This is a genomic window from Enterococcus sp. DIV0802b (assembly GCF_050543535.1).
In the GTDB taxonomy this organism is placed as follows: domain Bacteria; phylum Bacillota; class Bacilli; order Lactobacillales; family Enterococcaceae; genus Enterococcus_D; species Enterococcus_D entomosocium.
Map to the genome: position 1 here is coordinate 1,401,910 of NZ_CP172941.1, position 21,839 is coordinate 1,423,748.

At 37.7% G+C, this 21,839-nt stretch carries 27 protein-coding genes and 1 other annotated feature; of the genes, 16 read left to right on the top strand and 11 right to left on the bottom strand.

Annotation, left to right across the window (positions count from 1 at the left end; all coding sequences use genetic code 11):
- Positions 1 to 10 precede the first annotated feature (10 nt).
- Positions 11 to 523, bottom strand: coding sequence for a membrane lipoprotein lipid attachment site-containing protein (locus tag IGJ12_RS06675; protein WP_430619497.1), 513 nt, complete (start codon positions 521 to 523; stop codon positions 11 to 13).
- A gap of 394 nt (positions 524 to 917) precedes the next feature.
- On the opposite strand from IGJ12_RS06675, the gene bsh reads away from it, so the two are divergent.
- Positions 918 to 1,892, top strand: coding sequence for a choloylglycine hydrolase (gene bsh, locus IGJ12_RS06680; RefSeq protein WP_005236690.1), 975 nt, complete (start codon positions 918 to 920; stop codon positions 1,890 to 1,892).
- 58 nt (positions 1,893 to 1,950) lie between these two features.
- On the opposite strand, the gene IGJ12_RS06685 is transcribed toward bsh, so the two are convergent.
- Positions 1,951 to 2,478: an FUSC family protein gene (locus IGJ12_RS06685; RefSeq protein ID WP_005236688.1), complete on the bottom strand. Its 528-nt coding sequence runs from the start codon at positions 2,476 to 2,478 to the stop codon at positions 1,951 to 1,953.
- Between the two features lie 367 nt (positions 2,479 to 2,845).
- On the opposite strand from IGJ12_RS06685, the gene IGJ12_RS06690 reads away from it, so the two are divergent.
- Together IGJ12_RS06690 and IGJ12_RS06695 are read left to right on the top strand one after the other, a co-directional pair.
- Positions 2,846 to 3,544 (top strand): Ig domain-containing protein, encoded by a 699-nt coding sequence (locus tag IGJ12_RS06690; RefSeq protein WP_005236686.1) that lies wholly within the window; start codon positions 2,846 to 2,848, stop codon positions 3,542 to 3,544.
- Positions 3,545 to 4,172: 628 nt separating this feature from the next.
- Positions 4,173 to 4,682 carry a QueT transporter family protein gene (locus IGJ12_RS06695; RefSeq protein WP_008379785.1) on the top strand — a complete coding sequence of 170 codons (510 nt, stop codon included), beginning with the start codon at positions 4,173 to 4,175 and terminating at the stop codon, positions 4,680 to 4,682.
- Positions 4,683 to 4,765: 83 nt separating this feature from the next.
- Here the strand turns inward: IGJ12_RS06695 and cbpA are convergent, their stop codons facing one another.
- Complete coding sequence (gene cbpA, locus IGJ12_RS06700) at positions 4,766 to 5,404, bottom strand: cyclic di-AMP binding protein CbpA (RefSeq protein ID WP_008379786.1); 639 nt, start codon at positions 5,402 to 5,404, stop codon at positions 4,766 to 4,768.
- Positions 5,405 to 5,559: 155 nt separating this feature from the next.
- Here cbpA and rpmG point away from each other — a divergent pair, with 155 nt between their 5' ends.
- The 4 genes from rpmG to IGJ12_RS06720 all read left to right on the top strand — a co-directional run bounded on the left by rpmG (position 5,560) and on the right by IGJ12_RS06720 (position 8,176).
- On the top strand, positions 5,560 to 5,712 hold the full coding sequence (gene rpmG / locus IGJ12_RS06705) for a 50S ribosomal protein L33 (protein WP_005229764.1): 153 nt from the start codon (positions 5,560 to 5,562) through the stop codon (positions 5,710 to 5,712).
- 12 nt (positions 5,713 to 5,724) lie between these two features.
- Entirely contained in the window at positions 5,725 to 5,895 is a 171-nt protein-coding gene (gene secE / locus IGJ12_RS06710; RefSeq protein ID WP_005229766.1) for a preprotein translocase subunit SecE, read from the top strand.
- A 119-nt stretch (positions 5,896 to 6,014) separates the two neighbouring features.
- Positions 6,015 to 6,557: a transcription termination/antitermination protein NusG gene (nusG, locus tag IGJ12_RS06715; protein WP_005229769.1), complete on the top strand. Its 543-nt coding sequence runs from the start codon at positions 6,015 to 6,017 to the stop codon at positions 6,555 to 6,557.
- Between the two features lie 128 nt (positions 6,558 to 6,685).
- A complete protein-coding gene (locus tag IGJ12_RS06720; protein ID WP_008379789.1) occupies positions 6,686 to 8,176 on the top strand; it encodes a DUF1576 domain-containing protein in 1,491 nt (496 codons plus the stop codon).
- A gap of 154 nt (positions 8,177 to 8,330) precedes the next feature.
- Here IGJ12_RS06720 and sdaAA read toward each other — a convergent pair whose 3' ends face one another.
- Together sdaAA and sdaAB are read right to left on the bottom strand one after the other, a co-directional pair.
- Positions 8,331 to 9,203: an L-serine ammonia-lyase, iron-sulfur-dependent, subunit alpha gene (sdaAA, locus tag IGJ12_RS06725; protein ID WP_008381622.1), complete on the bottom strand. Its 873-nt coding sequence runs from the start codon at positions 9,201 to 9,203 to the stop codon at positions 8,331 to 8,333.
- Positions 9,204 to 9,216: 13 nt separating this feature from the next.
- Positions 9,217 to 9,882 (bottom strand): L-serine ammonia-lyase, iron-sulfur-dependent subunit beta, encoded by a 666-nt coding sequence (sdaAB, locus tag IGJ12_RS06730; protein ID WP_005229781.1) that lies wholly within the window; start codon positions 9,880 to 9,882, stop codon positions 9,217 to 9,219.
- A gap of 318 nt (positions 9,883 to 10,200) precedes the next feature.
- Between sdaAB and rplK the strand changes: the two genes are divergently transcribed.
- From rplK to rplL, 4 genes are all read left to right on the top strand, one after another.
- A complete protein-coding gene (rplK, locus tag IGJ12_RS06735; RefSeq protein ID WP_005229787.1) occupies positions 10,201 to 10,623 on the top strand; it encodes a 50S ribosomal protein L11 in 423 nt (140 codons plus the stop codon).
- A gap of 100 nt (positions 10,624 to 10,723) precedes the next feature.
- Positions 10,724 to 11,413, top strand: a complete 690-nt coding sequence (gene rplA, locus IGJ12_RS06740) for a 50S ribosomal protein L1 (protein WP_005229790.1) — start codon at positions 10,724 to 10,726, stop codon at positions 11,411 to 11,413.
- 63 nt (positions 11,414 to 11,476) lie between these two features.
- Positions 11,477 to 11,603: a sequence feature (ribosomal protein L10 leader region), on the top strand.
- A gap of 65 nt (positions 11,604 to 11,668) precedes the next feature.
- Positions 11,669 to 12,169, top strand: a complete 501-nt coding sequence (gene rplJ / locus IGJ12_RS06745; RefSeq protein WP_005236672.1) for a 50S ribosomal protein L10 — start codon at positions 11,669 to 11,671, stop codon at positions 12,167 to 12,169.
- 60 nt (positions 12,170 to 12,229) lie between these two features.
- Positions 12,230 to 12,601, top strand: coding sequence for a 50S ribosomal protein L7/L12 (gene rplL / locus IGJ12_RS06750; protein WP_003127081.1), 372 nt, complete (start codon positions 12,230 to 12,232; stop codon positions 12,599 to 12,601).
- 87 nt (positions 12,602 to 12,688) lie between these two features.
- On the opposite strand, the gene IGJ12_RS06755 is transcribed toward rplL, so the two are convergent.
- From IGJ12_RS06755 to IGJ12_RS06770, 4 genes are all read right to left on the bottom strand, one after another.
- A complete protein-coding gene (locus tag IGJ12_RS06755; RefSeq protein WP_430619498.1) occupies positions 12,689 to 13,828 on the bottom strand; it encodes a tyrosine-type recombinase/integrase in 1,140 nt (379 codons plus the stop codon).
- A gap of 92 nt (positions 13,829 to 13,920) precedes the next feature.
- Entirely contained in the window at positions 13,921 to 14,196 is a 276-nt protein-coding gene (locus tag IGJ12_RS06760; RefSeq protein ID WP_430619499.1) for a DNA-binding protein, read from the bottom strand.
- 48 nt (positions 14,197 to 14,244) lie between these two features.
- Positions 14,245 to 15,096, bottom strand: a complete 852-nt coding sequence (locus tag IGJ12_RS06765; RefSeq protein ID WP_087664255.1) for a rolling circle replication-associated protein — start codon at positions 15,094 to 15,096, stop codon at positions 14,245 to 14,247.
- 107 nt (positions 15,097 to 15,203) lie between these two features.
- On the bottom strand, positions 15,204 to 15,566 hold the full coding sequence (locus tag IGJ12_RS06770; RefSeq protein WP_087664254.1) for a hypothetical protein: 363 nt from the start codon (positions 15,564 to 15,566) through the stop codon (positions 15,204 to 15,206).
- 180 nt (positions 15,567 to 15,746) lie between these two features.
- Here IGJ12_RS06770 and IGJ12_RS06775 point away from each other — a divergent pair, with 180 nt between their 5' ends.
- From IGJ12_RS06775 to IGJ12_RS06790, 4 genes are read left to right on the top strand one after another with little or no spacing between them, the layout of a single operon-like run.
- Positions 15,747 to 16,610, top strand: coding sequence for a helix-turn-helix domain-containing protein (locus tag IGJ12_RS06775; RefSeq protein ID WP_087664253.1), 864 nt, complete (start codon positions 15,747 to 15,749; stop codon positions 16,608 to 16,610).
- 46 nt (positions 16,611 to 16,656) lie between these two features.
- On the top strand, positions 16,657 to 17,496 hold the full coding sequence (locus IGJ12_RS06780) for a dCTP deaminase domain-containing protein (RefSeq protein ID WP_207463022.1): 840 nt from the start codon (positions 16,657 to 16,659) through the stop codon (positions 17,494 to 17,496).
- Positions 17,493 to 17,840 (top strand): hypothetical protein, encoded by a 348-nt coding sequence (locus IGJ12_RS06785; RefSeq protein WP_207463023.1) that lies wholly within the window; start codon positions 17,493 to 17,495, stop codon positions 17,838 to 17,840. Before IGJ12_RS06780 ends, IGJ12_RS06785 begins: the two co-directional genes overlap by 4 nt.
- Positions 17,833 to 18,906 carry a hypothetical protein gene (locus tag IGJ12_RS06790; RefSeq protein ID WP_207463024.1) on the top strand — a complete coding sequence of 358 codons (1,074 nt, stop codon included), beginning with the start codon at positions 17,833 to 17,835 and terminating at the stop codon, positions 18,904 to 18,906. Before IGJ12_RS06785 ends, IGJ12_RS06790 begins: the two co-directional genes overlap by 8 nt.
- A gap of 356 nt (positions 18,907 to 19,262) precedes the next feature.
- Here IGJ12_RS06790 and IGJ12_RS06795 read toward each other — a convergent pair whose 3' ends face one another.
- On the bottom strand, positions 19,263 to 19,436 hold the full coding sequence (locus IGJ12_RS06795) for a hypothetical protein (protein ID WP_005236653.1): 174 nt from the start codon (positions 19,434 to 19,436) through the stop codon (positions 19,263 to 19,265).
- A gap of 149 nt (positions 19,437 to 19,585) precedes the next feature.
- On the bottom strand, positions 19,586 to 20,605 hold the full coding sequence (locus tag IGJ12_RS06800) for a branched-chain amino acid aminotransferase (protein WP_086299571.1): 1,020 nt from the start codon (positions 20,603 to 20,605) through the stop codon (positions 19,586 to 19,588).
- A 210-nt stretch (positions 20,606 to 20,815) separates the two neighbouring features.
- Between IGJ12_RS06800 and IGJ12_RS06805 the strand changes: the two genes are divergently transcribed.
- Positions 20,816 to 21,784 (top strand): pyridoxal-phosphate dependent enzyme, encoded by a 969-nt coding sequence (locus IGJ12_RS06805; protein WP_005236650.1) that lies wholly within the window; start codon positions 20,816 to 20,818, stop codon positions 21,782 to 21,784.
- Positions 21,785 to 21,839: the final 55 nt, after the last annotated feature.

Here is a 21,839-nt window from a genome sequence, read left to right on the forward strand (position 1 = left end):
GCTCCTTTAGTTATTGCTGCATTTCTGGTAGATTGGCGAAGGCTTCAGTTAGTTTCACAGATTCTTCTAAAATATCCATATAGATATCGTAGTAAGCCCAGCCGTCACCTAGATCAGCCGCTTCAATTGTCTCAGTGGTTGTTTGAAATTCTCTCATCAAATCAGTGTAGCTACGCATAACAGAAGTGTAAGCGGACAAATCATAAGTTTCAGGATTGGCAATATACCCTTCAACTTCTGCGATCAGATCAGCGTACGTATCAGATAATTTTTCAAGTTGTGCTTCCAATTCATCAGAAGCTTGCTCATTCGCTTGACTGTTAATTTCTTCTTCTGAGCTCTCATTAGTTTCAATCTCTTCTTCTTCAGAAGCAGCGACATCCTCAGATTCTTCAGAGCTTTCCATTGTTGTTTCAGTTGTTTGTTGTGACGATTCGATAGTATCACTTTCCACATCTTCACTAGAGCAACCAGTCAGGAATAAAGTGGATACTAATACAAAACCAAATAAAATCTTTTTCATTTTTAAACCCCTTTTTTTCAAAATAAATTGTAATACTTTGCTTATATTATAATTTATGAAGAAATATTTTTTTGTATCTAAAAAAGAACATATCCTTTCTTTTTTAGATACTTTATTTATTTTACCTTGAAGAGTCTCACGAATAAAGAAATATCTGGTTATTTTAATCATTATTTAACTATGTTTATGCGTATTGTTATAAATAGTGATAAAAAAATCGTTTTTTTATTTTGTGTAAAAATTCGAAAGGTTTGCATTTTATGGAGAAAAGATATTAAAATAACTATAATATATCTAATTATTTTTTTATTATTATTTATTGCTTTTTCCTTGTTAAAAAAAAGCGATAGGAGTAAATTAGAAGTGTAAAAAACTTATTTTAGGAGGAAGTATTATGTGTACTGCGTTAACTTATGTAACGAAAGATCATTATTTTGGCAGAAATTTTGATTATGATGTTTCTTATAAAGAAGTAGTGACCATTACTCCGAGAAATTATCCATTCAAATTTCGCAAAGTAAGTGAAATAGATCACCATTACGCAATGATTGGGATTGCTGCTGGTGTCGCTGAGTATCCACTGTATTATGATGCGGTCAATGAAAAAGGTTTAGGTATCGCTGGATTGAATTTTCCAGAAAATGCTGTCTACAATGAATTTCAAGAAGGAAAAGAGAATGTTACGCCTTTTGAGTTCATCCCATGGCTCTTAGGACAATGCGCTACTGTCGAAGAAGTAAAAGGGCTATTAGCCAATGTCAATCTCGTTCGGATCAATTTTAGTGAAGATTTGCCTCTATCGCCTTTGCATTGGATGATTGCTGATAAAAAAAGTGCCATCGTTGTGGAAAGTATGAGTGATGGCCTTCATATTCATGAAAATCCGGTGGGAGTTTTGACAAATAATCCACCATTTGACTATCAATTGTTCAATTTGAATAATTACCGTGTGTTATCATCGAAAACTCCGGAAACTCATTTTTCTGACAAGGTGGATTTTGATGAATATAGTCGTGGAATGGGAGGCTTAGGTCTGCCAGGAGATCTTTCTTCGATGTCTCGCTTTGTCAAAGTAGCTTTTACCCGATTGAATTCCGTTTCTGGAGAATCTGAATCCGAAAGCATTAGTCAGTTCTTCCATATTTTAGGTTCGGTTGAGCAACAAAAAGGACTTTGTGACATAGGCAATGAGCGCTATGAGTACACGATTTATTCTTCTTGCTGCAATACAGATAAAGGAATCTATTACTATCGTACGTATGAAAATAGTCAAATCGTTGCAGTTGATATGAATAAAGAAGATTTGGAAGGTAATGTACCGATTTCTTATCCATTAATTGAAGACCAACAAGTTCTTTTCAGTAACTGATCCATTCTTAAAAAACCATCTCAAAGCTGTTTTGAGATGGTTTTTTTCTTTTTCATTTTTAAAATGAATCACTCTCATTTGTTGTCGTCTTCGTCCCTGCGGTACTTTTATTCGGAAATGGAAAAAAGCGGTTCACCAATATTGCAATCGTCATGCCGATAAAACTATCAACAATTCGATTAAAAGCATACAAGTAAGATTCAGTTTGAGGAATCATAAATAAAATCGTCAATAGTGTGGCACAAGCACCAACTGTTCCCTCGGAGTAATCAAATTTGACCAATAAAGCGATCATTAACATGATCACTAAAGGGATTGCAATCATTTGAATAAAGGACGAATGTCCGAAAAAGTTAAATATCGCAATACAAAATACAGAAGCGATTGCGCCGAAGCTGTTACCGGCAATCCGATGTTTCCCGTATTTGACGGTATTCTCATGATCTTCTCTTAATGTGAAAACAGCTGTGATCGTTGATACGACGTAGGTTTCACGATTCAAAAGAACACTAATCAAAATACAGAGGAATACACTGATTCCAGTTTTTACATTTCTTAAGCCAAAGGTCAATCCAAATAAGTTCAATCATGCCATCCTCTCAAAACAAATTTCAACGAAGTCGATTATACCACATTGCAGACGGTCAATTGCTTAGATTTTCAGAAAAATGAACAACGATTCTTTCATCGTACGTTGACAGGCAAATTTTATCAGTCGTCGAGAAGCTAGCTTGATACCATGCAATTTTCAACTTTGAGTGTTGAAAGGAATACAATAAGTGACCCCAACCCTAAATGAATTGACTTTCGTTGCCATCGCTTAAGACTCCTTTTTTTATTTCTCAGTCTGTTCAACGTTTAAATAAGTGTTTTGATAAAAAAATATTTATTGTTCATAAAAAGTTTGTTTTTTAGATATTATATTGAGATAATCAAAATAAGGAGGGTTTAAAATGAAAAAAGTGTCAATACTATTTGTTCTTTTACTTGGCTTTGTTGTTTTTCCGATGACAGTTTTTGCTGCATCTTCACCAAGTGTGAGCTATCAAACAAATATCCAGTCTCAAGGGTGGCAATCATGGAAAACAAACGGTCAGACGTCAGGGACCACAGGGAAAGCCAAGCGACTTGAAGCAATCAAGATAAAAATTACTAACGAAAAATACAAAGGGAATATTGAATATAAAACCTCCATTCAGAAACAAGGCTGGGAAAAATCGTTTAGAAAAAATGGGACTCTGTCTGGTACAAGTGGAAAAGGACAACGGTTGGAGGCGATCCAAATCAAACTCACCGGTGAGATCGCTAAGTATTACGATGTCTATTATCGAGTCAATGCACAACAATTTGGCTGGATGGGGTGGGCGAAAAACGGACAGTCTTCAGGAACGTCTGGCTTTGGTTTTCAACTGGAAGCAATCCAGGTCAAACTGGTGAAAAAAGGTGGGAAAGCACCTGGAACGACGAATGATGCATTTAGAGATGGACTGAAAAAATATGTAGACAAACGGGGCAAAGGGCTGATCAAAGGCTCCAAACAAAAGATTTATCATATACCGGGGAGTCAATATTATAATAAAACGACCAGTCCAATTCGGATGTTCAAGACAGAGGTGGAAGCCTACAAAGCGGGCTTTCGACCAGCTAAATAGAGGTGTGGCAGGCATTCGCTGAGTAAACATCTATGAGAAATTGCTTTACCAAAAAGGTAACGAGGCAACGAGAAGAGAGCTATTTTTGATCAAAAAGTAACTGAATCGTCTGATTCATTCTAAACATCCCTTTCCGTTAGCGAAAAGGGATGTTTTACGTATTCAAGATGATTTCTGTGCGTAGATCCGACGAATCTTAAAGTAATTCAGCACTTAACCTTTCATCACGAGATGCGCCTTGATTTAGCGAGGTTTCAACACAAAGCCACCATCTTCATCGTTCATTTCTTCGGTAGGCGTAAAAATAATATTTTTCCCATCTCTTTCAAGGGTAAAGATTGAATCACAAGCCATTAGGAAATCTGACGATGGATGCTTCATTGATAGTCGAATAGGGCTAGAAAATGAAAGCTGCGAAGTGTTTCTTTGAATCAACGGATGAAGGAATAGAGGAAGCAATTCCATCTGCATAAAGTTTTGTCAGGTGAATTCTAGATGATTTGATGATTAAATGGCCGGTTTAACATTGATATATGGCTATTAATGTGTATAATAAGTACTTGTGCGAAGCGCACCGCGGTTCATCAACCATCCCGCGTAATCAAAACTCGGAGAAAGTAGGGATCAAATGGAAAAATCAACAAATCTAACCAATCAACGTTTGCGTGTCGTCGCAGCCAATGGGATCATTATGGCACTTTATGTTGCTGTAACGGTTCTAGTCTCACCCGTTGCCTCAGGAGCGATTCAATTTAGGATATCTGAAGGATTGAATCACTTGGTCGTTTTCAACAGAAAATTGATGTGGGGTGTCGTTGGCGGGGTTGTAGTGTATAACATGTTCTTTGGAATGGGGATCTTGGATGTCGTATTCGGCGGTTTCGGAAGCTTCTTGGCTTTAGGAGCAACTGCATTGGTATATAAGAAGATTCCAAATGTTTTCGTAAGACTGGCATTTAATACCATTGTTTTTTCATTAAGTATGTTCCTGATTGCGATTATGCTAAATATCACCTTAGCATTGCCTTTCTGGCCAACATTTGCAACAACGGCATTGAGTGAATTTATTGTAATGACGATTACGGCACCGGTGATGTATATCATCAATCGTGCCGTTCGCTTCGATAAGCGCGTGTAAAAAAAGCTTGTTTTTTGCTTTGATGGTTCTCAAAAAACAAGAAAAAAGATCATTCCTAAGAAATGAAGGAATGATCTTTTATTTTATTCTGCTTTTAAGTCTTCGATCTCCACAACTTTGAAGTTTTTCGCTTCTAGTTGCGCAACGATCTTGTCGCATAATTCTTTTGATGTGTTTGCTGGTAAAGTGATCATCGTACGACGAATAAATTCGTCTTTACCGATGTCGAGAGTGATACAGCTAGCGATACTGCTGTATTTTGCGATTATTTTTGAGATAACCGCTAAGTCGCCTTGTTGACCTGTTGATGCGATCGTCAACACATAGCTTCCTTGTTCGACGCTCCATGATTGTGACAACATATTCAATAAGGAACTATGAGTCAAGATGCCGTAAAATTGATTGTTTTCATCTAGTACCGCAATATAAGGCAATTCTTTGATTGTAAAGAAAACCTTAAAAAATGAAGAGTTGACATAAATGAACTTCGTCGCATTTTTTAGCAGATAGGTGACGGGTAAAGTCATGTCACCGCCATTTGCTTTATGGCGATAGATGTGCATTTTATAAATATTTCCTCTAAAAATCTTTCCTGATTCATCTAGGATAGGCACACAACGATAACCAGACTCTTCTAAAATTGCCAGCGCTTCTTCTAAGGTAGCTGTTTCCTTTACCGTTGTTAAATCGCGTTTTTTGTAAACCATTGTTTTTAATAACATAATTTTCCCTCCCAAATACCCATTTAACACCATTATCATACCACAAAATCAGCAGAAACTATATTTATACGACAGAAAATCAAAAATTGACACAATCTTAAATAAATGGTATTTTTAGTGTTGGAAAACTTTATAAAAAGGGGGAGGACACTAAGATGGCAACGAAAAAAGCTGCTTTGGCTTGTTCTGTCTGCGGATCCCGCAACTATTCAAAATCAGTCAGTGAAGGTAAAAAAGGCGAACGCCTTGAAATCAACAAATTTTGCAAGTATTGCAATCAATATACTTTGCATCGTGAAACGAAGTAAGGAGGGAATCGAATGAAATTTTTGAAAAATGTTGTTGAAGAAATGAAAAACGTTTCTTGGCCATCAAAAAAACAATTACGCAAAGATACATTTGTGGTGATTCAAACAACCATTATTTTTGCATTGATGTTCTTTGTGATGGACACACTGATTCAAACGGTCTTCAATTGGATCCTAAAGTAACACTTCTTACTGATAGCGCTAGTCATTTATCACAAATCGTGCTATAATCGCTTTGAGGAAAAACTTCGGTGCAGCTGAGGTTTTTTTATTTTACAAAAAAGATGGGGAGTCCGAAAAAAATGGAATCTTTTGAAAAAAATTGGTATGTACTGCATACGTATTCTGGCTATGAAAACAAAGTAAAAGCGAACCTAGAGTCACGTGCACAAAGCATGGGGATGGGTGATTATATTTTCCGTGTCGTCGTTCCCGAAGAAGTAGAAACAGAAGAAAAAAACGGCAAAACCAAAGAAATCGTTCATAAAACATTTCCTGGCTATGTATTAGTTGAAATGGTCATGACGGATGAATCTTGGTACGTTGTACGTAATACTCCTGGGGTAACAGGTTTCGTTGGCTCTCATGGTGCAGGAAGCAAGCCAGCGCCTTTATTACAAGAAGAAATCAATTCAATTTTACGTTCGATCGGTATGAGTACTCGGACAGTTGAACTGGAAGTCGAAATTGGCGAAACCGTCAAAATCATCGAAGGTGCGTTTTCTGGTCTAGAAGGACAAGTAGCAGAAATCGATGAAGAAAAACAAAAACTAAAAGTGAACATCGATATGTTCGGTCGTGAAACCAGTACAGAACTTGATTTTGAGCAAGTAGATAAAATTTAACTGCTGGATAGACTAGCATGAACGGCTCATTTACGGTAAAATAACAGTAATGAGAATAAAGTGGACCAATTCGTTGGCCCACTTTTTTTCTCAAAATGAGTAAGCGCTTTATAAGAGGAAGGGGTCTTATGTCAAAATTATTTGCTTTTTTTAGAGTAAAGTTTCACAATGATTTTCATCCCCATACTAAAGGGATGATCTCTGTACATAATGGGTATAGCTTGTTGTTTCTTTTTAATTTGCTGCTGTTTTTCTTTGCCATGTTGTTTTTCGATCCAAGGGTGGCAGTCGAAGAGCTCAAGTTGATTTTATTTTCGGAAAGTCATCTTGTGACAGATTATATTGCTATGACTTCTGTAGGGTCGGCTTTATTAAACAGCAGTTTGATGACGTTTGTAGCGATCTCGATTTGCTATCATTATCGGGTGCCGATCACAGGAGGCGCGGTGTCTGCTATCTTTATGGTGACTGGGTATGGTTTTTTTGGGAAAAATCTACTAAATTTTATCCCGATATTTTTAGGCGTCCGTCTGTATTCGTATTTTATGAATGAACCATTGAAAAAATTTCTGTTGATTGCCTTGTATGGATCGTCGGTTTCTCCAATCGTCAGCTATTTTGCATTCAATGACTCACTACCGCCTTATTTTAGCTTGGTGATGGGGTACGGTATTGGAATTTTTACCGGTTTTTTGATGGTTCCCATGGCCTTATATTTTCAAGGACTTTTTCAAAGCGTCAGTTTATACAGTGCTGGATTCACTTCAGGAATGTTGTGTACATTAGTCGCCGCTATCTGTCGGATGTTTGGCCTAACGATTGAGCTAAGAACATTGGTGTCGCAAGAACAGCAGCCGCGTTTGATTCTCATGATGCTGGTTTTAGGAAGTGTGTTCGTAGGCTATGGGTCGCTGATGGCAATCAAGAAAAAACGATTGAATATGCGAGCGATTTGGTCTCATAGTGGCAAAATCGAACGAGATATCTTACGTGATACCGGCGTTTATAATACGATGATCAACATGGGATTGATGACGTTTTTGCTTGTGGCATATGTCGTCAGTATTGGTGCGGTTTTAAATGGACCAGTTATCGGTGCGATCTTTTGCGTCATCGGCTTTTCTGCTTGTGGCTCTCATGTCTTTAACTCGCTGCCTTTATTGGCAGGGGTGACGATTGCCAATCTATTGAGCGTATACACCATCAACGAGACGGTTACAGTCACGTCAGCGATTTTTGCGATGATGCTCTGTGCAGTAACAAATGCCTATGGCTGGAAAGGCGGCTTGGTGGTCGGTTTTGTGCACGCCTCAATGGTACTGAATATTGATTTCTTACATGGAGGTTTGAATCTGTATAACAATGGTTTTTCTGGCGGGCTAGTCGCCATGATGATCATTCCCTTATTGGATCTCAGCAAACAGCTTTGGCAAAAATCAGCCGATCAGGCGCAAGCTACCAAGGATGAAAAACCACAAATGGACTTGAAAGCACAAGAAAGCGAGCAGCCATTGGTCCCATTGGATCAAACAGAAGGAAAACCTAAATTTTCCGAGCCTGTGAAGGTATTAAAACCCGTTGCCCAAAAGAAACACTATAGGGTAGGCGAGTGGGAGTAGAAAAACCGCCAATGTCATTTGTTACTTGTTTAACAAGTAGGGAGTGCTTGCCTTTTCGTCGTTGGAAATAATGGGAAAATGAAAACCAACCAAGAACAAGCAAAGATTGGTTGTTCTTGGTTGGTTTTTATTCGTGTTCATTTCTAAAAAAACATCAACGATTGGCTTCTAAGATTTCTGCCTGTAGGCGTTGGGCAGTCGGTGTCATGGCTAGACCACCTTCAGCCGTTTCCTTGAAAATGCTAGGCATTTGTCGTCCTACTTGATACATCGCTAAGACCACTTCATCAGGTGGGATGACACTTTCGATTCCTGCTAATGCCATGTCGGCAGAGATAAAGGCCTGGGAAGATCCCAGGGCATTGCGCTTCACGCAGGGGACCTCGACTAAGCCCGCGACAGGGTCACAAATCAAGCCCATCATATTCTTGAGGGTGATCGCCACCGCTTGAGCCGCTTGGTGGGGGGTGCCACCTTTTGCACAAACCAAAGCCGCCGCTGCCATTGCGCTAGCAGAACCGATCTCTGCTTGACAACCGCCTTCGGCACCGGAAATCGAGGCATTGTTGGCAATCACCAGACCAAAGGCGCCGGCTGTAAACAAAAAGTCGACTTGTTGCGCTCGAGTCAGTGCCAAACGCTCACGTACGGCCATTAATACACCAGAAACAACACCCGCACTACCGGCAGTCGGTGTTGCACAGATCAAGCCCATTTTCGCATTGACTTCGTTGACTGCAATGGCATTTTGGACCGCTTGTAGAATGGTTTCTCCGCTTAAAAAATCACCGGCAGCAAGGTAGTCGTTCATGCGAGTCGCATCGCCGCCGGTCAATCCCGTCACCGATTTTACACCAGCGACACCTTCAGCGACTGATTGTTCCATAACAACTAAATTCTTTTCCATGATTGCAAGGATCTGTTCGCGACTACGACCAGTATTTTCTGCTTCGATCGCAATCATCATCTCTGCAACGGAAGGATAATTTTTACTTTCTATTACTAACTCTTCTATTGTATAGAACATGTGCTTATCTCCTTTAATCAAAATACGCAGCGCTGTAAACGTGCGGCAAAACTTTGATTTGTTGCGCCAGCTGATCATTGCGCTGATCGACTTCGATGATCATGATTGCTTTATCACCGACAGCTTCTCTCGTAACGGTCATCGTACCGATATTGATTTGAGCCTCTGATAGTAAATTGGTTACTTTCGCAATCATTCCCGGAACATCTTGATGGACGATCACATAAGTAGGGGTACCCAGTGTCAGAGAAATTTTGAAGCCGTTAAGCTCTGAGATTTGAATGTTGCCACCACCGATCGAGATGCCAGTGACAGATAGTTTGTGGCTACCTTTTGTCAAAATCATCTTGACCATATTCGGATGTTCCGCTTTTTCTTTTTTAGGGACGAATAAGACTTCGATCCCTTTCTCATAAGCGATTTTTAAAGAGTCCGCTAGGCGAGCATCATCTGGCTCCATGCCTAAGAGACCGCCAACTAACGCAATATCGGTTCCATGACCGCGATAGGTTTTAGCAAACGATTCATACAACAGGATATCTACACTGTCTGGCTGTTCGCCAAAAATACTGCGAACGATTTTTCCGATCCGGGCAGCACCGGCGGTATGAGAACTGCTGGGACCCACCATGATGGGTCCGATTATGTCAAATACACTGCGGTATTTTAATTGTTCCATTTTTTTCACCTCGATAGTAGTAAACGAATAGGGAAGAATTCCAGTAGTAGTGTAGCATAAAAAAATGAGAGAATGAAAAAAGCAGACCAAAAGCAAGTGATTTTTATTTCTTTTTTTAGCGATGGACTAACGAAAAGCGCTGGTGAGCATTTTTTCAAAAAAATCAGCTGAAAAACCTTGAATTATTCCATAAAGATGCTATAATATTCCAGTGTGCTTTCGTCACACGTTTTTTGTGTGTGCACATGAATCACCAAAGTGGGAGGAGAAATTTGGATCTCCAATTAACCACATCACGGACTCAAGGAGGTATGTCTCGTGGCAAAAAAAGTAGAAAAAATCGTTAAATTGCAAATTCCTGCAGGTAAAGCAACACCAGCTCCGCCGGTAGGTCCTGCGCTAGGTCAAGCGGGTATCAACATCATGGGATTCACTAAAGAATTCAATGCTCGTACAGCTGATCAAGCAGGTTTGATCATTCCAGTAGTGATCTCTGTATACGAAGACCGTTCATTTACTTTCGTTACAAAAACACCACCAGCAGCAGTATTGTTGAAAAAAGCAGCAAACGTTGAAAAAGGTTCAGGCGAACCAAACAAAACAAAAGTTGCAAAAGTTTCACGCGATCAAGTAAAAGAAATCGCTGAATTGAAAATGGAAGACCTAAACGCAGCTGACGTTGAAGCAGCAATGCGCATGGTTGAAGGAACTGCACGAAGCATGGGGATCACTGTAGAATAATTACAGCCCTAAGGAAGTAGCTTCTCAGTCGGCTTCATATTGAAAAATATGGGACACGTGGGAGGTTCTACCGTTATAACCACATCAAGGAGGAAACAAAATGGCTAAAAAAAGCAAAAAAATGCAAGAAGCATTGAAAAAAGTTGATGCTACAAAAGCTTATTCAGTTGAAGAAGCAGTAGCTTTGGCAAAAGAAACAAATATTGCAAAATTCGACGCAACGGTTGAAGTTGCTTACAAATTAAACGTAGACCCTAAAAAAGCGGATCAACAAATCCGTGGCGCGGTTGTATTACCAAACGGTACTGGTAAAACACAAACAGTTTTAGTTTTTGCTAAAGGCGATAAAGCCAAAGAAGCAGAAGCAGCTGGTGCTGATTTCGTTGGTGACGACGATATGGTTCAAAAAATCCAAGGTGGCTGGTTCGATTTTGACGTTGTTGTTGCAACGCCTGACATGATGGCTACTGTTGGTAAATTAGGTCGTGTATTAGGCCCTAAAGGTTTGATGCCTAACCCTAAAACTGGTACAGTAACAATGGACGTAACAAAAGCAGTTAACGAAGTAAAAGCTGGTAAAGTTACTTACCGTGTTGACAAAGCTGGGAACATCCACGTACCAATCGGAAAAGTTTCTTTTGAAGATGACAAATTGATTGAAAACTTCAAAACGATCCATGAAACATTGTTGAAAGCTAAGCCTTCAGCAGCAAAAGGGCAATACATGAAAAATATCTCAGTTACAACAACATTTGGTCCTGGGATCCATGTAGAACAAGCTTCTTTCTAATTTAATACAAAAATTCAAAACTTTTATTGACTTGACTACCTTATCTGTGGTAAGGTAGTCAAGGTTAAAAGTTTAACTGTACCGAAGACAGTAGGTGGCATTTGCCTTAATTTCCTACCGAGGACGTTTATTGAGAATCTTCAATAGTCCCTCTATGTCTACGGTGGCATAGAGTTTTTTTATTGTCCTTTATAGGACAAAGGAACAGTTTGTTTCGAAGAAACTCTTCCATCAAAATCAGGAGGTGAAATATAAATGAGTGAAGCAGCTATCGCTAAAAAATCCGCGATCGTTGATGAAGTGAGTGCAAAATTCTCTGCAGCCGCATCTGTAGTCGTTGTTGACTACCGTGGACTAACTGTTGATGAAGTAACTCGCTTACGTAAACAATTGCGTGATGCAAACGTTGAGATGAAAGTTATCAAAAACTCAATTCTTTCTCGTGCTGCTGAAAAAGCTGGTCTAGAAGGTTTAGGTGAAGTATTCACTGGCCCTACTGCCGTAGCATTCAGTAACGAAGACGTTGTTGCACCTGCAAAAATCATTAACGATTTCGCAAAAGACGCAAAAGCTTTAGAAATCAAAGGCGGTATCATCGAAGGCAAAGTTTCTTCATTGGAAGAAATTACTGCATTGGCGAAATTGCCAAACCGCGAAGGACTTCTTTCTATGTTGCTATCTGTGCTACAAGCACCTATCCGCAACGTGGCTTACGCTGTCAAAGCAGTGGCAGAAAAAGAAGAAGATGCAGCATAATTGCCGCATAATTTTTCAGTATTAAAAACTAAACTACTTACTTAAATGGAGGAAAACAAAATGGCATTGAACATTGAAAACATTGTCGAAGAGCTAAAAGGCGCGACAATCTTAGAATTAAACGATTTAATTAAAGCTATCGAAGAAGAATTTGGCGTATCTGCTGCAGCTCCTGTAGCTGTAGCTGGTGGAGCTGGCGATGCTGGTGCTGCTGAAGAACAAACTGAATTCACTGTAGAATTGACTGCAGCTGGCGATCAAAAAGTTAAAGTTATCAAAGCAGTTCGTGAAGCAACTGGCTTAGGCTTGAAAGAAGCGAAAGCAGTCGTTGACGGAGCTCCTTCAGCAGTTAAAGAAGGCATCTCTAAAGACGAAGCTGAAGCATTGAAAGCAGCTTTAGAAGAAGTTGGCGCTTCAGTAACTGTTAAATAATTATTTTTGATTATTATGAGCTAGAAACCTTGTTAGATAAGGGTTCTAGCTCTTTTTTTGTTTTTTGACCATCCCTTTGACCATCCCTCAAAAATTAACGTAATTTGAAAACTTTTCTGCTACTATATCTTTTTGCTTTTTAGTTACGTGAGTGTAGATATTCAATGTGGTTTGCACATCCGAATGACCTAACCGTTCTTGAACTTCTTTGACTGATAAGCCAGCTTCAAAAAGTAGACTACAATGAGTATGTCTAAACCCGTGAATAGTTAAATGTGGTAAATCATGAAGTTCGCATATTCTCGCTAAGATATTATTGAATCTTGTTAATACGATATAGTTATTATTCTTTGAAGCGAAAACTAATTGATTTGGCTGTAAGGCATTCTGTCCACATGCTAATAAATACTCTCGTTGATTTTTTCGCCATTGTTCCAGTATTTCAATTGTTTTTGTATCAAGTGAAATCGTGCGGTTTGAACTTGGTGTCTTGGGAGTCGTGGCAACAACTTTGTTTCTTTCATTTAACGAAGCAGTTTTATTGATAGTGAGCTGCTTGTTTTTGAAATCCACATCATTCCATGTCAGTGCTAATGCTTCACCTTTTCTTATTCCAGTAAATACAAGTAGTCTGAAAAATGGAAACGTTAGCGGAAAAGAGTCATTTTCACAGTAGATAAGAAACTGTTTCAGTTCATCTGCCTCTAAGTAAACTTCCTTTTTTTCATGAGCTCGATTTTTTCCTTTTGAAAAAGAGACATGGGACATCGGATTATCTACCAAAACATTCATCCTGATAGCAAAATCAAATATTCTAGATACATAAGATTTCAAAGCTCGATGAGTTGCATATTTTTCTTTCCATTCATTGATGACATTTTGACAATAGGGAACGGTGTATTTAGAAATTCGCTTGTTACCAAATTTTTTAGAAATGTTTTTATCAAAGAGAAATTTTACACGTTGATACGTACTTTCTTTCACAGTATCTTTATACTGCCTAATCCATAAATCTTTAATTTGGGTGAATGTATAATTTTTTTCTGGTGTATATTTGTTGTCTTTTACGTCAACATTTAGTCGAGCTAGTGCAATTTTTGCCTCTTTTTGGGTTTTGAATCCTCGACGTGTAGTGTACATTTTCTTACCAGTCAGGGGATCAACTCCCAAATACGCTTTAAACATGTAAGCGGTATTGCCATTTTTCTTTTGATATTTTTTTATCATGTTTTTCTCCTTTGTAATTCGCCAGTATACCAAAGGATAACTTTTCTCCTTCCTACGATAATCATAGACAGCTTTTTAAGACTAATCAAGGTTTAAAGTTTTAGTTGATTCAAGAATTTCTGGATATCTTCACGATCAAAGCGCATTTCTTTGCCAAATGGGATTATTTTCAATCCACTAGCAATCCATTGATTTAATCTTCCGTCTCCGATTTTTAATATTCGTTTAACTTGTTTGCGGTTAGGATACTGTGGTAGCTCTTCTATTTTATAATCAACTTTCTTCGATTCTTGTAATGCTTGGATAACATTTTGTGTGACGATCTCGATAAGAACATCGTCAAATTCAATTGGGATTTCTATTTTCATAATACTAATACCTCGTACACAAGAACATTGTTGCCACGAATGATGAATTCAATCAACAGATGTGTTCTTGTCTTTCTTTATTTTTGTATAGGTCACATTAGATTCTTCAAATTCGATGATTTGTTCATAATGCCCATGTTCATTTAGCACGTTTAGAAATTTTGGTGTTTTGCGGATATAATTGCTAGAAAATAATACACCGATACCTTCCTTATTCACTTTATTCTCAGTCAGTTTTTTTGTTTCTCTAGGACGTTTGAGGTTTTGAGATTTGAAGAAGGCTTTCTTTTTGTGTTCCTTGATATCCAAATCTTTATCAAAATACTTACTGACATATCTACCTCGATTTTCGGCAGCGTCCACATCAATCTTGTTAATCCAGATAAGGCCATGCCCCCAAATATCCATCAATCGTTCATGTGGAACGTAAGGGAATGAAAATAAGATAATATGATAATGGATCGCACCACGTTTTTGTTTTTCCCACGTTGCAAGATACTTAATTCGGGATTTCTTCGTTTTAAATAATTGGTAGTTTAGTCGTTTAATAAATTTCTTGAATTCATCATTCGTAGCATCAATGTTCTGCATATTCTCTTTAAAGGTAAGTGTTAAGAATTTTGTATTATGATTAAAATTTTCATCAACTAATCGTGCGATTTCAAATCGCATATTACGATAATGTTTTGATTTTCGTTTTAGACTGTTGTATTGTTTTTCAGCAGATAACTCATCAAATTTTTTGTTGGGCTCTTTTAAGTTTTTAATCCATTCAGGAGTCTTATGTGTGAATTCATCATTTTTCTTTTCATTAGTCTTATAAAAAATAGTTTTTTCATATTCCCAAATTTCGATATACGTAGGAGTTTCAATGATTTTTTTATTGTAAGCTTTTAACAATCATCAGCACCCCTTACATAGTTGACCATGTTATTCAGTTTTCAATGAGCGGCTTTGGCTGAGGCCAGCCGCCCATTTCGAAACCACCCAACAAACAAGTAGGAATTTTAGTTATTTGAGTTGTTGGATTGAGGATTTGTTAGTTTTTTGTTCATTAGTGTAGCTGAATCGGCAGTTGCTGAAAGTCCATAGCTAACAAGTTGCCCATTGGCTCGCCCCCATGGTGAAACAAGTAGGTTAGCGAATGTGATAGTTGCGATTCCGTGCTCATCCAACTCCTCTTTCGTGATGGCAGGCAACTCACTTCGAACCTTGACACTAATTTTTTCGAAACGTAGTTTTGGAAGTACACATTCATAGCTCCATCCTAAAATTTCCCCATCTCTTTGCCATCTTGAAACGTTGACGACTTGATATTCTTTTTCTAGTTTGTCCTTTGGTAAGGTTAAATCACTAATTTTTACTGGCATAATCTTTATCCCTTCTAATATCCGATTTCATATACGATTCGTTTAAAAAAATGTAGGGTACCTCTACAACTTGTATCATATACGTTTTTAGATACGGCGTCAATAGTTTTTACAAAAAATATATACGAATTAATATACGTGTGTTATGCTGTATATGAAAGCATATAGGAGGAATCAAAAATGTTTGGATTACTACAACCCGATAAAGTAAAAGTTGGTGGGAGGTTAAAGCAGGTCAAAGACGAGTTGAATATTTCATTTACTGAATTTGGTAACCGCCTAGGTTTAAAGAAGTCAACAATCAGTTCGTATGTTCAAGGATATAATCTAGCACCCATCGAAGTGATAAAGAAAGTTGCGAAAATAAGTGACAGGTCGGTTGGCTGGTTTTATTTTGGTAATATAGAGGAATATATTGCAGACTACCTTAAATTGAAAGGACAAGCTGATCTAATTAAGACGTATCCAGAAGTAATCAGTCAAATTAAAGAAGAGTTTTTTACTGGAGACTTTAAAAACCCTGACTGGGAGAATGGGGTAGGATATCCAGTTGAGGAATTTATTGATGATTGCTTTGCCGATATTTTACCAGATATTATGAATCGCTATGTGTCTAATATAGTGAACGAACAGGTTGCAAATTCAGACAAGCTAAGTGATTTGACTGAGAAAGAAAAAGAAGAGGCGGCAGCTATTATTACTTCGGATACCAACGCTTATATTGAAATGAGCGGTGAGATAAAGTACGGAGAAAAAGAAAAGATCGGCAAGATGGTAGAGGATGCAATTGATAATCTTGAAAGAAAAGGAAGTATTGAATTTTCAGAAGAATATATGATTGGAAAATTGATTAATGTGTTAGATGACGATAAAGCAACAGAAAAGATGATTTCTGACTTGTCGCAAATGTTAACAGACAAGCCATTTTCTACTTTTTTAGGTGGAAAAGAGTTAGTCGAGATATTTCAGGCTATGCGACCAGCGTTGATGAGGTTGTATGCGGAGAAACCGGTGGATGAGATTGATGAATTGTTCAGAGGATAGTATAAAAATGTAATTACAGTTTAAAATGTACAAGGAGGAATAAAAAATGCCAAATACTGAAATAATTGAGAAAATTACTGGGGAGGGAAAAACGGGTACACTAAACGATTCTATGATCAAAGAACTTAGTGAAGGATATAAAATATTGATTGAGAAGGAATTTTCTTCGGACTATGTTAAGCAATGCTGTTATGAGTTAAGAGCTAGTAACATATACTATAAACCTTATGAAAATGAAAGTTCTAGAAAAGTTGTTGTTGGAGAAAATGACTATATATTGATTAAGCCAAACCAACTTGTTGTTATAATAAGTAAGGAAAAATTGAACATCCCTAACAATATTGTTGGGAAAATATTAACAAAGGGGAAATTATTTTCGATTGGTTTGCTACCAGTAAATACTTATGCTGATCCTGGTTTTCGTGGAAATATGGGGATTGTGTTTTCCAATATTTCCAATAACTATATTAAGATATATCCTGATGAGGCTATTGCAAAAATAGAGTTTTCAAAATTAATAGAAAAAGTTTCACAACCATATTCTGGTCAACATGGTTATGAGAGCGAGATATGGCCAATACCTGTTGACATGATTCTTTCCAAAAGAGAAATAAGAAAGGATAAACGAATTTCTTCTAGCCAAATTGTTGAAATTTCTGAAATGTTTGGTGAAAAATTAGGTGCGATTTTAAAAAGGATATTGTGGTTTGAAAAAGGATTTATTTTTTCGATGGTAATTTATGTGATAGTAACATTAATTTTACTAGGACTTCTTCAAAATAATTTAATTGAAACGGTTAATGGAATCTGGGTAGGAGTCATTACGAATTGTGTGTGGTTGCTAGGACAAGTAGTTATTAATATAATTGGTAGGTATAAAAAATGAATATAAAGGATTTTATGGAAATTCAAAATGAATTTGATAAAAAACATGGATGGTCTAATTCTGAAGCCAAGACAATAGCTAAGAAGATTGATCAATTGAAAGATGATATAGTAGGATTCACTGGAGAAATGGGAGAATTCTCAAATATTGTAAAGAAAATTAGTAGAGAACCATCTGATGAAATGGACATTTTTTTTGAAAACAACATAGAAAATATGAATGAAGAAATAGTTGATGTTTTTATCTATTTGCTAAGAATCATGATAACTTTAGATATTGACTTAGAAAAAGAGTATCTAAAAAAACTTGAATTTAATGAAAGGAGATTCAAAAAATTTGAATAGTAATAGTAACATAAAGTTTGTATTTGCACCAATAAATATAGGTATTGCGAAGCACGGAATTATTGATAAACACTTTATCGATTTTTACAGTGAAAGATCTGGAAAAAAAATTGATTTAACCTATGTTGGAAATGTTGCGATAAATGAAGAATACTCTACAAATTTCAATACCCCTTTCTTTGTAGATACTAATTTATTAGAATGGGGAAAATTAGTTGAAAAAATTCACTATAATGGTAGTCAAGCAGGTGTGCAATTAGGTTGCAGATACTATACAAATCCAGCTTTAAGAAAAAATACAGTTCAAGCACAAGGTACTTATGTAGAAAAAATGATAACCTTTATAAAAAATCTTGATGTTACTGAAATTGAAAAAATTATCGATGAATTTGTAGCTAGTTCACTAATTGCCGCCCAACTAAATTTTGACTGGATTCAAATACATGCGGCGCATGGTTATTTTCTATCGCTATTGTTATCACCTGAAATAAATAAGAGAGAAGATAAATATAATTATGATGATTTGCATGTTATAGATAAAATTGTCAAAGGTATAAGAACTTGTTTTAAAGAAATAAAAATTGATATTAGGATATCTTTACTAGAAGGGATAAATTCTAAAGAGCGTGAATTTCTAGAGAGAAAGAGTTTGATTAGTAAGCTAGTTGAAATGGATTTAGACATGATTAGTTTCTCAAATGGATTGTATGATTATGATAAACAACTGATATATCCTTCTCAAAAAGATGGGTTTTTACCTATGTATGAATTAGCAAAGTTTTTCCTTATTAAGTATCCAAACATGGCGTGGAATTTTTCTGGAAACGTAAATGATATTGATAAAATTAGACAACTATCAACTCATGATAATTTAAGTTTATCTATCGGAAGGGCATTAATTGCTGATCCAGAGTTTTTACTTTTATTTGATGATGGAAACAAGCAAAGAAGAGCGATTGAGAGCCCATGTAATTTCTGTGGTTCATGCCATTACTATTCAAATAATGAGACCAAACTTCGTTGTCCACAATATCAAAAAAAATATAATAAGCAAGTAGTATTGTGATTAACTAAAATATAGTTCAATTAATCTCGAAAAGTTCTTCTTCTTCCTTTTAATTACTTAACCTTGTTCAGAAAAATTTCGATATACTGGCGATTTTTTTGACTATCTTTTTGACCATACTTTGTAGATGTTATAAGAGGATATCAGAGTTTTTATCTGTTTCAAAAATACTAGAAATCTTATTCTAATAAGCAACAGGGGCTACTAGACATCTAAATTATTGACACAGTTAAATAATTTTTCTTAGTGTCAAATCGTTTCGTATGAAGGGGTTTGGCGCTTTTTTTGTTAGAGGCTGAGATTCCTAAAAAGTAATAAGCAGCGATCCTCGTTTTTTTATGAGCGAGGATCGCTGCTTATTTTTTTCGAAATTGTTGGAATAAGAACACGAAAATAAAAAAGAAAAATGCTTCCCACAACGTTGTGGTCCAACTAAAGCTGCGGTTAATACCAAAAACGAGATTACCAATATTGGAAACCACCAAATACAAGGCTGTTGCTAGCAAAGAATAGCCGAATCGTTTGCCCATCATTACGCCTCCCTTTGCTATGATTGTAACAAGTCAAAAGAGTTGTGGCAATCAATTCTGATGCAGTGATGATAAATTGATCGATAGTAAGAGAAAAACCGAACGGTCCGTAGTGATCGTTCGGTTGAAGAGGATGTAGCCCGGTTCGCTTAATCCAATGGAACATCAAAGATCCAACCGGTTGGTGCCGAAATATCGCCGAATTGAATGCCGGTCAATTGGTCATACAATGCTTTTGTTTGTGGACCAACTTCCGTTTCGCTATAGAACACATGGAAATCCTCGCCGTTTTGGATCCCGCCGATCGGGGAAATAACAGCAGCTGTTCCGCAGGCACCCGCTTCGACAAAACGATCCAGCTCATTGAGATAAACATCACCTTCCACAGGGGTCAATCCTAATGAATGTTGCGCTAGATGCAGCAATGAATATTTTGTGATACTTGGTAAAATAGAAGGAGATTTTGGTGTCACAAATTCATTAGCAGCCGTGATCCCGAAAAAGTTGGCAGAACCGACTTCTTCGATTTTGGTATGCGTTTCTGGATCAAGGTAGATGCAATCGGAAAATTTCCGTTGATGGGCTTCGTATCCAGGTAACAAACTCGCCGCATAATTTCCACCAACTTTGGCTGCGCCAGTACCATTTGGTGCCGCGCGATCATAATCAGAAACAATGAAATTGGTTGGTGTCAATCCGCCCTTAAAGTAAGGTCCGACCGGCATACAAAAAACCGTAAAAATATACTCTGGTGCTGGGCTTACACCGATATTTTCTCCGACGCCAATCAATAGAGGACGAATATACAAGGTGGCGCCGCTGCCATAAGGCGGAACATATTCCTGATTTGCTTTTACTACTTGTTTTACCGCATCTAAGAAAAAGGCCTCAGGAACCTCTGGCATACGCAGGCGATAGGCACTGCGGTTCATCCGTTTGCTATTTTCGTCTGGACGGAACAAATTGATGCCGCCATCTTTTCTTCGGTAGGCTTTTAGTCCTTCAAAACATTGCTGTCCATAATGAAGAGCGGTTGATCCCTCGTGGATATGCAGATAATTATCCTCGGTAAGTTCGCCTTCATTCCAAGAACCGTCTTTCCATGTTGCCAAAAAACGCCATGGCGTTTTGATATAAGAAAACCCTAAATTTGACCAATCGATTGTCATTCGTTCACACCCTTTTTTAATTTTTCTAAGTATAGCACTTCAGAAAAGAAATGTCATTATTTTCTGAAAATTCTTCTGTAAGAATATTTGGTGACAGTGACGTGTAAAGAAAGGGGAACCGATCTTTGCTTGTACGAGTTCCCCAGATTGTTTTTCTACAAGTTCTGTGCTTCAATGAGAGTATAAAAAAACAAAAAAGGGGGAACGTTTGTGATTGAGGAAGTGTTGACGGACAGTCTGGGGATCGCTGCTGCGTATCGACGATTGAAACCAATCATGATCCATACACCACTTGCACCAAGTAATATTTTAGGCAAAGAAAAAGAGGGCACGATATTTTTGAAATTAGAAAATCTACAGCGCACCGGCTCCTTTAAAGCGCGGGGGGCGTATAACAAACTCGCTTCATTGACTGATGCAGAAAAACTTCGCGGTGTCATTGCCTGTTCTGCAGGAAATCATGCCCAAGGTGTTGCTCTCGCCGGATCGTTACTGGGGATCAATGTCCGAATCTTTATGCCATTAACGGCTGCCAAAACAAAAATAGAGGCGACAAGAAGTTATGGCGCACAAGTCGTTTTAGCAGGAGAGACGTTTGATGAAACCAAACAACTGACACTAGACGCCATGAAAGATAGTGGCGAAGTATTTGTCTCTCCCTTTGATGATCGTGCAGTAATGGAGGGGCAAGGAACGATTGCGATCGAACTGTTGGAGGATCTTCCAGATGTTGATAATGTCATTATTCCCATCGGCGGTGGTGGGTTGATTGCTGGGATTGCTTTAGCCTTAAAAGAACTTCGTCCAGAAGTCAAAATCATCGGCGTTCAATCCTATGGCGTTTATGGCATGATCGCCTCACTTTGGCAGCAAAAGCTAGTAGCCAATCGCCGCAGTAGAACGATCGCCGATGGCTGTGATGTTGCTTTGGCAGGGGAACTGACCTATGATGTTTTAAAGACCCGTATCGATGAAACGGTCTTAGTTGAAGAATCCGATATCGAACAAGCGATCCATTACTTAGCATTGAGGGAAAAAGTCATCGCAGAAGGGGCTGGTGCATTAAGTACGGCGGCGATTTTAAGCGGACAGATCGATCATTTGCTTCGAGGAAAGAAAACTGTGGCATTGGTCTCCGGCGGCAATATTGATTTCTCTGTGTTTAAGGAAATCATCTGAGTGCAACAAGCCTTCCAAAAAAGAAAGAAGAGACCTGATTAGACATTCTCCTAAT